This window comes from Pseudoneobacillus rhizosphaerae, assembly GCF_917563885.1.
GTDB lineage: Bacteria > Bacillota > Bacilli > Bacillales > Cytobacillaceae > Pseudoneobacillus > Pseudoneobacillus rhizosphaerae.
In genome coordinates this window covers 1-12,679 of sequence record NZ_CAKJTG010000052.1, presented here as the reverse complement: position 1 = coordinate 12,679, position 12,679 = coordinate 1, and the positions used below count along the sequence as shown (strand labels likewise).

Genomic DNA, 12,679 nt, shown 5'->3' with positions numbered 1-12,679 from the left:
AAAGCGAAATGACCCATTTTGACGTTTTTTGAGTAAATAGTCGGAATCCTTCCGTCTATTTAAGCTATTTTCAGTGCTATTTCGTAATTAAGGGAACTTTCTCCGCTTATTTATCAATCTATGTTGTCTCCATCTCTTGTTCTTTGAGGGTTCGCTCTTTATTTAAAATTATCTGTGTCAAAGAATCCATAATAAATGAAAAAGGCGTGTCAAATCTGTTGTCAGATTGCACTTAATGATAAAATCTTATTTTACCTACATATTGTTTGAATGAAGCACAAAATCTATAATAAAGAAGAAAAGAGGGATGCTTGTACATCCCTTTTTTTATGCATAAATCTAAAAAACTATCTCTACATACATATTGGATCAAGAAAGGATCAATTCATGATAAAAATTCAAAAACCAAAAATACCTGCAGGTCTAACATCAATAAATCTGGAAGAAATCGATGATCATTATGTTTATAGATCTTTGATCAGTGATTGTATTATTTCGGAAGCAGAGTTTGATAAATTACATTTTGACCAAGTTGTTTTTAAAAATGTGACCTTTATCAACGTAACAATTGAAAAAATGGATTTAGTAGATGTCGTTTTCGAAAAATGTGATTTATCAAATTTGGATATTAAAGAGGGGATTTTTCATCGGGTAGAATTTATCGAATCCAAATTAATTGGATCTGATTTTACGGAAGCTACTTTTGGAAATGTGTTATTTAAAGATAGTATTCTTAACTTAAGCTCTTTCGGCTATGCAAAATTAACACAAGTAAGGTTCGATAACTGTATTCTCCGCCAGGCAGATTTTTATGAAACTAAACTTAATAAGGTTGAGTACATTAAGTGTGATATAAATGAGGCTAACTTTGCGAACACTTCCTTAAATGGGGTAGATTTAAGCTCTTGTACCTTCGAACAGTTAACAACAAGAATTGAAGATTTATATGGCTGTTTAGTAACACCCGAACAAGCTATTGGTTTTTCTCGGTTAATGGGTTTGAAGATTGTGGATTAATTGGTTTATTTAATACATAAGTCCTTCTCGACTGAGAAGGACTTAATTTTTTTTTAATTGAAACTTCCTCAAAAAAAGGACAGCCTCAATAGGTTTATCGTTCAGAATATTGGGTAATTTATGAATTGTTAACTTTTAGAAGGAATGGTTAAATCTTGCATTCCATATATAAAGGAGGAGAATGAATATTGAAACTTAAACGATATCTTTACCTCATTACCTTATTTTCTTTACTATTTTTTTATCTTCAACCGTCATCAAACGTATCTGCAGAAAGCAAGGCTTATAGTCAGGAACAAACCAATGATACAGTTCAATCCACTACAGAGATCAACCTATTGACAGATACGAATACAGTGGATGTCAATACGAACAAGCACACGCAAATCCACCTTCATTTAAAGGATTGTCCCAATGACTTTACTCATGTATATGCGAACCTTAAAGAACAATGGATAGAATTGACCCGACAAGGGAATTCTCCCTTATTCATAGCATTAGACAACGGTGAGTTTGTAAAAGATGATATTACCGAGTTTAAATTTATTACGGCAACAAACATAGAAATCATTATCCCTGTTAGTGAAGTGAAAATTGGGGTTGAAGCAGAAGGAACGATAAACTATTGGTTAGAAAACTGCCCAAAGGCGGCAGATCCAAATCAACCTGGTGTAGATCCTCAAAAAAATACGCAAATCCACCTCCATTTAAAGGATTGTAAAGACCTATATTTGAAAATTTTTGCTCGGATCAAAGGGGAATGGGTAGAACTAATAAAACAAGGAAACTCACCATTGTATAAAGCACCAGATGGTGGCTTGTATGTGAAGGACGATATTACTGAATTTAAATTTATTACCGAAAAAAATGAGGAAATCATCATTCCAATTAGTAACCTAAAAATTGGGGTTGAAGCAGAAGGAACGATAAACTATTGGCTTGAAGAGTGTCTAAATAATCAACTACCAATTAAAGAAGACAATGATGAAGGAAAGAAGCACACTCAAATCCATCTTCATTTAAAGGACTGTGTGGATGGGTATTCCAAAATATTTGTTAAATTAAAAGGCAAATGGGTTGAGTTAGTCCGACAAGGAAAATCACCACTCTTTAAAACATTAGATGGTGGCGAATATGTGAAAGATGATATTAGCCTCTTTAAATTCGTAACTAGTGACAATAAAGAAATCATCGTACCTCTAAGTGCATTCAAAATTGGGGTTGAAGCAGAAGGAACGATAAACTATTGGTTTGAACAATGTCCTAAACCAGATGCTGCTGATAAGGACGAAAATTCTAATACTCCACCACCACCAACTAAGGATGAATCAGATACTCCAACAACTCCTAATGTAGAAGACGGTCAACCAGAAGCTCCGACAGGAACATTGCCCCAAACAGGGGATTCAGGTAATATATTATTTTACCTGTTTGGAATATTACTCATGGCTACAGGTGCGTTTTTACTGCGGTGGAGAAAAACAAAAGAAATTTGATGTATGAAACAGTGAAAAATACACATTTTCTTTAAATGTGAGAGGTGTACCCAAATGAAAATGCTAGTTCCTGTCTGTTGCATAATTGCCGGGATTACATTGTTCTTTTTTCCAATAATAAAAGATTATGTTCAAGACAAGAATCAGGATCAGTTAATTGAACAATGGGAGACAGGTAGCCTATCCATTAATGAAGAGTCTAACATACTTCCTATAGCTACAAGAAAGAGCCTAACTGAACTCAATCGTACATTTGAAAGTGAATTAGAAATAAGCCCCGTCAACACTCCAATAAATCAAACAAAATTAGTCGAACCAGAAAAAAAAGAACAATTGAAGCCTATTCCCCCTAATATCGTAGGAATTATCGAAATACCAACTATTAATCTTAAACTTCCGATTCTAAAAGGTACTAGTGAAAAAGTGTTAAATGTAGGTGCTGGTTATTTGGAAGGAACCGCCTACCCAGGCCATGAAGGTAATTCAGCGATTGCTGCCCATAGAAGTAGAACTTTTGGTAAAATGTTTAATCGGTTAGCTGAAATCCATTCAGGGGATGAAATCGTTATTGAAACAAAGGAAGGGCTATTTCGTTATGTGGTTTTTGACAAATTCATCGTAAAGCCTACAGACATATCTGTATTAAAAAATAGTGAAAATGAAAAAATCATTACTTTAATCACCTGTCATCCCCTCAAAAATCCAACCCATCGTTTAATCATTAAAGCAAGATTGTCATAAAACAACAGAAAGGGAATCCCATTACGGATTCCCTTTCTGTATTCTATCCTTTAACCACCGAAGAATAAATCCATAATATTGGAAGCATTGGAGCTTTTCTTGTTGTAAAATTCCGAGTAACCACATTTTTTACAAAAAACAACGGTAAAGGTATTATGTTGAATATCGAACATTTTGGAAAGACCTGTTCCAGTCATGGCCACGTCTTTTGTACCTGTGTCCCTACCACCACATTTAATACAACCTTTTTCACTCATAGGAACCACTCCTTGAAAATAATTTTTCTCATCTTAACTACGTATCACTTTCACGAAAGTTTCTAATTTCTAATAAAATTAATAAGTAACATCCTCCAGTAATTGCTAAAGTATATTAGAACACATACGATAAAAGAAACAAAATATAATTTACGATAAGAGAACTACAATGAAGAAAAATTTTAAAAAAATTTAATTATCCCGTATCTTTTCCCCCAAATAAATCCGTTATAAGGTTAGAGAGGCTTGAAGGAGTGAACAGAATGCATATAGTCACCAATAAAAAGGATGATAAAACAGAACATTTACAGGATAGTACGCATCTAACTGCATTAATACCAGGACTTCAGCGATATTGTTACTTTCTTTCAAAAAATCAATGGGATGGAGATGATTTGGCACAAGAAGTTATCATTAAAGCATCTCAAAAATATCAACCAACAGAGGTAAGTTCATCATTATTGAAGAAAATTGCCTATCATCATTGGATTGATACATTGAGAAAGAGACAACACGAGGTACTTGGCATTCCAGAACAACTATCTAAGAATCAAGTTCCACCTCATCCTAATACACTTATCGATACGGTTACACTATTGCTCGATCAATTAACACCAAAACAAGCCGTTATCTTGATGCTGAAGGAAGCATTCGGTTATCAGTCTAACGAGATTGCCAATGTTTTTAACACAACTGAAACGGCAGTTAAATCAATTCTCCATCGAGCCAAAAATCGTTTGAGTAAAGACGAAACTCTTCACTCAGTTCATACAGTTTGGGATAAAGATGAAAAACAATTACTATTTGATTTGCTATATGAGTCACTCAAAGCAAATGATCCGAAAGTGATCATCCAACGAATTCACGAAATACCGTCCATATTCGAAGTTCCAAAACTACTTAAATCAAAACATTCTCGTTCACCTCTCAACACTTTCTGTCTTGCAGCTTAAACGAAAGGGTGGATTTAAGTGGGTACAATACCATATGTAATCGAACAATCAAATCGCGGAGAACGTTCGTATGATATTTATTCAAGACTATTGAAGGATCGGATTATTATGATAGGTGATGAAATTAATGACCAAGTCGCTAATAGTGTAGTCGCCCAATTACTATTTCTTGAAGCCGATAATCCTGAAAAGGACATCTCAATTTATATCAATAGTCCTGGAGGATTAACCACGGCAGGCTTTGCCATACTTGATACCATGGAGCTCATCAAACCGGATGTTAGTACCATTTGCATCGGAATGGCAGCATCATTTGGGGCTATGTTATTACTATCGGGTAAGAAGGGAAAAAGGTACGCACTCCCAAATAGTGAAATCATGATTCATCAACCACTCGGGGGAGCAAGAGGTCAGGCAACTGAAATCGAAATATCTGCTCGAAGAATTCTTAAATTGCGCGAACAATTGAATAAAATAATTTCTGAAAAAACAGGCCAGCCAGTCGAAAAAATCGCCAGAGATACCGATCGTGATTGCTATATGACAGCCGAAGAAGCATTGGAATACGGAATCATTGATAAAATTGTTTCACGGAAATAAAAACCAACAAAATTTTCATATTCACACAAGAAAAAACGGTAACGAATAATAGCTAATCGTGACGGAAACTAGTAGGACAGAGAGAAAACGGTAACTATTAACCTCCATTTCAATAGAAATTAGTATACACCAATTTTTTTTACTACTTCATGTAAAAATAGTGGCAAAATGGAGCACCTTAAAACTGGAGGTGACATCATGCCACGTGAAAAAAAACAATATTCTCCAAACGTTAGTTTAGGAGGAGAAATAGTGAAAGAAGCTGGTAGAGAAAATTCTGCAGGTGAGTTAGGGAATGATAAAGATATTCATCCTGGGAAAAATAAACGATTAAAAAAGTAGAACTAATTAAAAAATGCCTCATCGGTTAAAAACCGATAAGGCATTATCATTATTTTATATTATGGAACAAACTAACCGAAACGATAATAGATAAGAAGAAATGTACTTAAAACAAACAAAAAGTTAAGAAAGACAAATATCATTTGATCCAATCTGGTACGATGCATCTTGATGGGAGGATGGTAGAAGGAAATACCCTCTATGATAAAGATGATTAGCACAATATGAATCATCGCGTGTCCGACTACTTCTGTATAGCCAAATATAGTAGTTGTTAAGATAAATAAAATTGTTACGACAACTGCCAGTAAGCGATTTAGAATCCCCACGACTAGAAGATAACCAACTACAAATTCAATAAAAGCTGCAAGCACTACAAATAATTCTGGATCAAAACCAAAAGTGGGAACATGATGCTCGTGAATAATGTCTGTAGTCATCATAGGATAAACCCATTTTTCAACTGCTACCCAGCATAAACTCAAACCAGTTCCAAGGTAAAGAAACGGAAACCCCGCAGTCTCTAATTGAGTTCTCCCAACCAAAAACACTCCTATAATTGCAATGTAAAATCCGTAATCCAACATATGAAACCAACCAGCTTCATTCCAAATTGAGATGAAGAGTCCTAACATAATCAAAGCGGCAACCTTTGTTGCAATATGGTGCGGAATCAACAACATGACGATGATAACCCACATAACAACCGTTTGCCATGTATCTGAAATTGTAAATTCTGGGGCAAACATAGTTCGATTTACTACCTGTAAAATGAAGGCAATAGCTGTTCCATATTTCAAAATATTACGAGAGTATTTTCGATAACTATCTAGTTTTAGGTCTACTTTGGACACGCCAGGAATATCCATTAGCTTCGGAATCCATTGAGTTAAAACGGCTAACAAAATAGCTATAAGTAAGGAAATAACAATAAATTCAGTAGATAAAATCTCTTCTAACGGAACCTTTATTGGTTCTAGTTTAGTAAACCATTTTACATGTGCGTCTGTTGCAAGTGGGGTCAAATAAACCGACAATAAGATGAAAATGAAGATAATCAGCCACTTTTTCAAATAATTAACTCCTCTCAAGGCAAAGCTATTGGGATTATTATATGGAATAGCAGGCGTATTATGTAATAAGCTAAACTGTCATATATAAGGTGAACGTAATTTTCACTAGAAATACTATGAATTAAATTATTTTCCTATAATAGTGATATATATCACTAAAAATATATTGGTTTTTCATTATAATCAAATGAAAAATGATAGTAGGTGACCTAATTGGAATATAACTTTAAATCACTATATAACGAAATTGGTGGGCAAGAGACGATTGATAAATTGGTAGAAGCTTTTTATCCGCGTGTATATGCAGATGAGGAATTAAGACCATTATTTGAAGGTGATATGGAGGAAATCAAACGGAAGCAACGCATGTTCTTACCACAATTTTTAGGTGGACCTGCTTTATACAGTCAAGAATTTGGACCACCTGCTATGAGAGACCGTCATCTCCCTTTTGAAGTAACACCAAAACGTGCTCAGTGTTGGTTAAGATGTATGAAGGAAGCGTTTCATGAAATTGGACTTTATGACCAACCTGCAGGACGGGCTTTTTACGATCGTTTAACACAAGTAGCTGGCATTATGGTGAATAGTCCTGACAAAGACTAATGCTTACAAACTACATCTTAATACCGTGACCGTTCATAGAGGGCGGTCTTTTTGATTGCAATTTTTAATGTTTTTTTGTAAAATAAAACGTCTTAAAACTTAGTTTTAAAAAAAGCCCTTAACTCGCTAGAATTAGGGGCTTACGTCTCCATCTTTAAACGTTCCTTAATATATTCCTTTATCAGTTCATCCATTTTTTGCAGTTCTTTATTATCTTGAAAAATGCTATTGTTTTGCAAAGAAAATAACGCACTTTCAATAAGAAACTTTCTAGGATTCCTCGATTTCAATAATTCATCTTCAATAAATTCCAAAAGCTCTTCCGACTTTTCATCCATTTGTTTTTGATTTTTTTTGAGAATCATAATTGCCTCATGCAGCTTCTTGTGAAAAATTTTAATACAGTTCTTTGTATCAGGCAACCATCTATCTATCAATTCAGGGCTAATTAATTGATCTCCTGATAACGAAACTTCGTTTACCGTTTTTACAATTCTGTTTACACTATATTGAACTATCTGCTGAATATTTACATTCGAATTAAAAGCCATTGCGTTATATTTTATGTTATGATTCAAAATCCCTAAAAACATGATTGTACAATCTAATAAGTAGGGTTTCTTATTTTCACCGAACATGTCAATAAAACGTCGATATACCCACTTAATCATCCATAATTGACCTACTTTGATAAAATCTTTTAGATCCTCGTCCTTCGAAAAGAATACTTCTTCAAATAAAGAAAGTAACTTATTTGCTCTATTTGTTTGCATTTGTAATTCAATTTGCTTCATAAAAATCTCAATATTAGAAGGATCTTGGCCAATCAGTAATTCATTTCGTTCCTGTTCCATCTTTTTGTAGATAGTCTTAAAAAGAGCGATTAATAACTCGTTTTTAGAAGAAAAATAATTATAAAATGTGCCTTTCGAAATTCCACTATAGTCTAATATGTCTTGTATGGAAGTGGATTGAAACCCTTTTTCAATAAATAATTGATGGGCCATTTTTAAAACATGCTGCTTCCTCTCATTCATAAAATCACCTTTATTTCAGTTAGACTCTAAGTATAAAATTAATAGTACATTATTTTTACTATATACACAAACTAAGTCCTAACTGTAAATTTTTGATTGATTAAATTGAACTCATGGTATATGATATTGTTTATGAAATTAGAGTATAAGTTTTTGAACTGCACGTACAGGAGGAGAAACAATGGACCAAAAGATAAAAAAAATGGATAGACCACCTTATGGACTTTTAACGGTTTTGATGATTGGAGCTTTTATTACTTTTTTAAATAATACGCTTTTAAATATCGCCTTGCCTTCCATAATGACTGATTTAAAGGTAGAACCATCTACTGTCCAATGGTTAGCAACAGGTTTTATGTTAGTAAACGGGATATTAATCCCATCTACTGCCTTTTTAATTCAAAAATACTCCGTTCGCCATTTATTTCTAGTTGCAATGGGGTTATTCACAATTGGGACCATTATTGCTGGAATGGCTCATGTTTTTCCATTATTATTAACTGGTCGGATGACTCAAGCAGCAGGTTCAGCCATCATGATGCCGCTTTTAATGAATGTCATGTTAGTTGCCTTTCCAATTGAAAAGAGGGGAGCAGCTATGGGTGTTTTTGGTCTAATTATGATGGGTGCACCAGCGATTGGACCAACTTTATCAGGTTGGATCGTGGAACATTATGATTGGAGAATGTTATTTCACTTCGTTACACCTATCGCGATAATCGTATTATTAATCGGTTTCTTCTTATTAAAAGATAAAAAAGAAAAAGTGGATATAAAACTCGATTTTTTCGCACTTCTTCTATCTAGTATAGGTTTTGGTGGATTGTTATATGGGTTTAGTTCAGCAGGAAAACAGGGCTGGGATGATCCAATGGTATATGGTACGATCATCGTTGGAGCCATTTCTTTAATCACTTTTATTATTCGTCAATTAAAACAAGAGAAACCAATGCTGAACTTTAAAATATTTAAATATCCTGCGTATGCTTTATCGATTACTATTTCTATGGTTGTAACTATGGCTATGTTTTCCGGGATGATCTTAACACCGATTTATGTTCAATCATTACGCGGAATCTCACCAATGGATGCAGGTTTAATGATGTTGCCTGGTGCTATTATTATGGCGTTAATGTCACCAATTACAGGTAAATTATTTGATAAGTATGGCGGTCGAGTTTTAGCGATTATTGGTTTAAGCATAATGGTCATCACTAGCTATTATTTCAGTAAACTTACTTTCGATTTAAGCTACAATTATTTAATCTTTTTATATTCACTTCGTATGTTTGGGATGTCTATGGTCATGATGCCTGTATCGACAAATGGTCTAAACCAATTACCTAAACGATTCTACCCACATGGTACCGCAATGAATAATACTTTACAGCAAGTGTCGGGGGCCATTGGGACCGCATTATTGATTACAGTCATGTCCAATCGTACTGAGTCGACTGCAAAGGATTTGGCAGCCGATGCCATGAAAAATGTTCAAGGTCAGCCTACTGCTGAGGCATTAGCACAAATGAAGCAACAAATTACCATGCAAGCTACGTTAGATGGTATTAACTTTTCATTCTATGTTACGGTCTTTATTTCAGCCCTTGCGCTTATTCTTGCCTTCTTCATCAAACGAGTAACACAAGCAGAAGAAGAGAATCCACCAGCAGCACAAAAAGTCACAACAAAATTAGCAGAAAACTAAACCCTAAGCCGAATCAATCCAAAACTGGAATCGATTCGGCTTTTTTTACTTGTAAAAAGACAGAAAATTGTGACATAATAAACAAGAATAAATTAACACTTTAAAGCACTGAGGGACAGTCCCTCAGCGCTTTAATGCACTAAATTATTTGGAGGAGGTAGTTTTATGAAGGAATTAGGTTTCCCGATTGAACAGGTAAGGAGTAGGTTTCCAGCCTTGGGTAGTTTGGATGAAGAGAATAAAGTGATTTTCTTTGATGGACCAGGTGGGACTCAGATGTCTGACTATGCGATGGAATCGATGTATCGTTATATTCGGAATGGAATGGCAAACCTTCATGGGACATTTTCCACTAGTATCGCTACAGATTCTATGCTAGAGGAAGCTCGAGAAGTAGTAGCTGATTTACTTGGTTGTAAATGTAACGAAGTAGCTTTTGGTGCGAATATGACAACTCTTGCCTTTGCAATTGCTAGAAGTCTAGCTAGTTTCATTAAAGAAGGTGATGAAATCGTCGTAACCGAGCTTGACCACCGCGCCAATGTTGATCCATGGATTACCCTCGCTAACGATTTAGGAGCTACTGTTAAGTTTATTAAATTTGATCCAAACAACTTTACTCTGAAATTAGATGAGTTGGATACAATCATTACCGAAAAGACAAAACTAGTTGCAGTCGGAATGTCTTCGAATGTAACTGGAACCATCACAGATGTAAAGGCTGTTACAGCAAAGGCAAAGGAATTTGGGGCAATGGTCATGATCGATGCCGTACATGCTGTCCCTCATTTACCGATTGATTTCCGCGATATCGGCTGTGATATATTACTATGCTCTGCCTATAAATTTTTTGGACCACATGTCGGCATCGCGGTTATCCATGAAGCATTATTTGAAAAACTACCTGTATATAAATTACATCCAGCTCCAACTGAATTTCCATATAAATTAGAAACTGGTACTCAAAACCACGAAGGTATTGCTGGCGTTATCGGGGCTATCCGATTTATTGAGGATCTTGGAAATGGTGTGACACGAAGAGACAGAATACTTGCTGGTATGGCAGCAATTGAAGAATATGAAAAAGAACTATCAGAAGACATCGAGGGTTTCTTAAATGATCTCCCAAATGTTCGTCTTTTCCGGGCACCCTCTGGAGCGAAGACACCAACCTTTGCGTTTACAATTGATAACCAAAACTCACGAGATGTTACTAGCTGGTTGGCAAAGGAATACAATATGTGCGTCGCAGATGGTGACTTTTATGCCTCAACGATGGCTGGAATTTTAGGAGTTCATGAGGTAGGCGGCTGGGTTCGAATTGGTCTTGCACCCTATAACACAAAAGAAGAAGTTCAAATTTTCAAAAATGGCATACTAGCATACTTAGAACTACATAAAACGAATACAGTAAGATAAAGTAGACGAAAAAAGATTAAATTCATTATGCTGAATTTAATCTTTTTTTATTCCAACGAGAAAAAACCGGTAAATATTTATAAATTAACAAATACAACTAAAACTTCATTCATTTTAGTCAATAAATTTAGCCACAAATAAAAAAATAGTTTAAACTTATTCCATGCATACTAATAATTAGAATTGCAAACTTTTTAGGAAAATCAGAAGGTGAATAGTATGAAGTTAGAAGCAGATGTATGTATCGTAGGTGGTGGTCCAGGAGGAGCATTACTAGCTTATATTTTGGCCAAAAACAATATATCTACTGTCCTTTTGGAACGACATGAAGGAATCGATAAAGAGTTTAGAGGCGAGCATTTAAATGAAGAAGGCGAACAGATTTTAAAAAAATATGGTCTCTATGAACAAATTAAAGAGTACGGTTTACTTCTAATGGAACGAATTGAATATTGGGACCATGGTCAAATGATAAAAAAGATTGTTCCTGAAGCAGGTAAGTCCCACGTTGGAATCCATGTTCCACAAAATCATCTTTTAAGAGTGATCTTTGACGAATCCGAACAATTAGCTTCTCATCAGGCATTGCTAGGAACAACGGTTACAGATTTATTAATCGATGAAACAGGTCGATACATAGGTGTCAAAGCCAATAGACATGGTGAAGAAATAACCATCCAAAGCTCAGTAATTATTGGGGCTGATGGTCGGTACTCCACAGTGCGTAAGCTAGCAAAGATTCCAACCACTATCATTAAACATGGGTATGATTTACTTTGGGCTAAAATTCCAAGCCCAGAAGGATGGGAACCCACCATTAAGTTAGCAATGGTCGATGAAAAACAATTAGCTTTATTTACTCAATATGGTGGCTTTATTCAAATTGGATGGGGGATTGAAGAGGATTCTTATTCAGCATTACGAAAACAATCCTTTACCCAATTTACAGATCGTATTCGTTTGGCATTTCCAGAATTAACAGAAACCGTAAAGCAACATATTACAGCATGTAAAGATTTCGTTGTGCTAAAGGTTCAAAGCTGTCAATGTGAAACATGGGTTAAGGATGGGCTAGTTATTATGGGTGATGCAGCTCATACGATGAGTCCTACTGGAGCAATTGGAGTAAATAGTGCCTTAAAGGATGCAGATATATTAGCTGATGTAATCATCAATGCCGTAAAAAGTGATAAATTTAATGCATCCCAATTAAAGCAATTCGAAAATGCCCGACGTGAAGAAGTAGAAAAACAACAACACGAACAGCTATATCGCGAAGCAACATTTAAAGAGAACTTCGTCATTCCTGTAACACTTTAAAGGCCTGGGGGACAGTAAACTGTACCCTATAGAGTAGACACCTTGATTAAGGGACGTCCTCTATAGGGTACTTTTTTTATTGTATAATAGGTGGAAATATAGAAGATACGGAG

At 35.1% G+C, this 12,679-nt stretch carries 13 protein-coding genes; 10 read left to right on the top strand and 3 right to left on the bottom strand.

The genetic code is table 11. The features are described 5' to 3' along the window. Window positions 1-387 precede the first annotated feature (387 nt). The 3 genes from LRP83_RS22815 to LRP83_RS22805 all read left to right on the top strand — a co-directional run bounded on the left by LRP83_RS22815 (window position 388) and on the right by LRP83_RS22805 (window position 3,254). Complete coding sequence (locus LRP83_RS22815) at window positions 388-1,017, top strand: pentapeptide repeat-containing protein (RefSeq protein WP_230499132.1); 630 nt, start codon at window positions 388-390, stop codon at window positions 1,015-1,017. Between the two features lie 188 nt (window positions 1,018-1,205). Continuing rightward, on the top strand, window positions 1,206-2,513 hold the full coding sequence (locus tag LRP83_RS22810; RefSeq protein ID WP_230499131.1) for an LPXTG cell wall anchor domain-containing protein: 1,308 nt from the start codon (window positions 1,206-1,208) through the stop codon (window positions 2,511-2,513). 54 nt (window positions 2,514-2,567) lie between these two features. Further along, window positions 2,568-3,254, top strand: a complete 687-nt coding sequence (locus LRP83_RS22805; RefSeq protein ID WP_230499130.1) for a class D sortase — start codon at window positions 2,568-2,570, stop codon at window positions 3,252-3,254. A 50-nt stretch (window positions 3,255-3,304) separates the two neighbouring features. On the opposite strand, the gene LRP83_RS22800 is transcribed toward LRP83_RS22805, so the two are convergent. Then, entirely contained in the window at window positions 3,305-3,511 is a 207-nt protein-coding gene (locus LRP83_RS22800) for a zinc ribbon domain-containing protein (RefSeq protein WP_230499129.1), read from the bottom strand. A gap of 263 nt (window positions 3,512-3,774) precedes the next feature. On the opposite strand from LRP83_RS22800, the gene LRP83_RS22795 reads away from it, so the two are divergent. The 3 genes from LRP83_RS22795 (at window position 3,775) to LRP83_RS22785 (ending at window position 5,406) form a co-directional block, all read left to right on the top strand. Next, window positions 3,775-4,464, top strand: a complete 690-nt coding sequence (locus LRP83_RS22795; protein WP_230499128.1) for a sigma-70 family RNA polymerase sigma factor — start codon at window positions 3,775-3,777, stop codon at window positions 4,462-4,464. A gap of 18 nt (window positions 4,465-4,482) precedes the next feature. Further along, window positions 4,483-5,064, top strand: a complete 582-nt coding sequence (clpP, locus tag LRP83_RS22790; protein WP_230499127.1) for an ATP-dependent Clp endopeptidase proteolytic subunit ClpP — start codon at window positions 4,483-4,485, stop codon at window positions 5,062-5,064. A gap of 198 nt (window positions 5,065-5,262) precedes the next feature. After that, window positions 5,263-5,406, top strand: coding sequence for a hypothetical protein (locus LRP83_RS22785; protein WP_230499126.1), 144 nt, complete (start codon window positions 5,263-5,265; stop codon window positions 5,404-5,406). 71 nt (window positions 5,407-5,477) lie between these two features. Here the strand turns inward: LRP83_RS22785 and LRP83_RS22780 are convergent, their stop codons facing one another. Then, window positions 5,478-6,479, bottom strand: a complete 1,002-nt coding sequence (locus LRP83_RS22780; RefSeq protein WP_230499125.1) for a DoxX family membrane protein — start codon at window positions 6,477-6,479, stop codon at window positions 5,478-5,480. 213 nt (window positions 6,480-6,692) lie between these two features. Between LRP83_RS22780 and LRP83_RS22775 the strand changes: the two genes are divergently transcribed. After that, window positions 6,693-7,085, top strand: a complete 393-nt coding sequence (locus LRP83_RS22775) for a globin domain-containing protein (protein WP_230499124.1) — start codon at window positions 6,693-6,695, stop codon at window positions 7,083-7,085. 140 nt (window positions 7,086-7,225) lie between these two features. Here the strand turns inward: LRP83_RS22775 and LRP83_RS22770 are convergent, their stop codons facing one another. Then, entirely contained in the window at window positions 7,226-8,122 is an 897-nt protein-coding gene (locus tag LRP83_RS22770; protein ID WP_230499123.1) for a TetR/AcrR family transcriptional regulator, read from the bottom strand. 181 nt (window positions 8,123-8,303) lie between these two features. Between LRP83_RS22770 and LRP83_RS22765 the strand changes: the two genes are divergently transcribed. The 3 genes from LRP83_RS22765 to LRP83_RS22755 all read left to right on the top strand — a co-directional run bounded on the left by LRP83_RS22765 (window position 8,304) and on the right by LRP83_RS22755 (window position 12,566). Then, window positions 8,304-9,827: a DHA2 family efflux MFS transporter permease subunit gene (locus LRP83_RS22765; RefSeq protein WP_230499122.1), complete on the top strand. Its 1,524-nt coding sequence runs from the start codon at window positions 8,304-8,306 to the stop codon at window positions 9,825-9,827. A 165-nt stretch (window positions 9,828-9,992) separates the two neighbouring features. Continuing rightward, entirely contained in the window at window positions 9,993-11,246 is a 1,254-nt protein-coding gene (locus LRP83_RS22760; protein WP_230499121.1) for a cysteine desulfurase-like protein, read from the top strand. Between the two features lie 219 nt (window positions 11,247-11,465). Beyond that, window positions 11,466-12,566, top strand: a complete 1,101-nt coding sequence (locus LRP83_RS22755) for an FAD-dependent monooxygenase (protein ID WP_230499120.1) — start codon at window positions 11,466-11,468, stop codon at window positions 12,564-12,566. Window positions 12,567-12,679: the final 113 nt, after the last annotated feature.

Coding starts and splice junctions, on each gene's coding strand:
- LRP83_RS22815 (WP_230499132.1), top strand. CDS start 388: ATGATAAAAATTCAAAAACCAAAAATACCTGCAGGTCTAACATCAATA.
- LRP83_RS22805 (WP_230499130.1), top strand. CDS start 2,568: ATGAAAATGCTAGTTCCTGTCTGTTGCATAATTGCCGGGATTACATTG.
- LRP83_RS22800 (WP_230499129.1), bottom strand. CDS start 3,511: ATGAGTGAAAAAGGTTGTATTAAATGTGGTGGTAGGGACACAGGTACA.
- LRP83_RS22795 (WP_230499128.1), top strand. CDS start 3,775: ATGCATATAGTCACCAATAAAAAGGATGATAAAACAGAACATTTACAG.
- LRP83_RS22785 (WP_230499126.1), top strand. CDS start 5,263: ATGCCACGTGAAAAAAAACAATATTCTCCAAACGTTAGTTTAGGAGGA.
- LRP83_RS22770 (WP_230499123.1), bottom strand. CDS start 8,122: ATGAATGAGAGGAAGCAGCATGTTTTAAAAATGGCCCATCAATTATTT.
- LRP83_RS22765 (WP_230499122.1), top strand. CDS start 8,304: ATGGACCAAAAGATAAAAAAAATGGATAGACCACCTTATGGACTTTTA.
- LRP83_RS22760 (WP_230499121.1), top strand. CDS start 9,993: ATGAAGGAATTAGGTTTCCCGATTGAACAGGTAAGGAGTAGGTTTCCA.
- LRP83_RS22755 (WP_230499120.1), top strand. CDS start 11,466: ATGAAGTTAGAAGCAGATGTATGTATCGTAGGTGGTGGTCCAGGAGGA.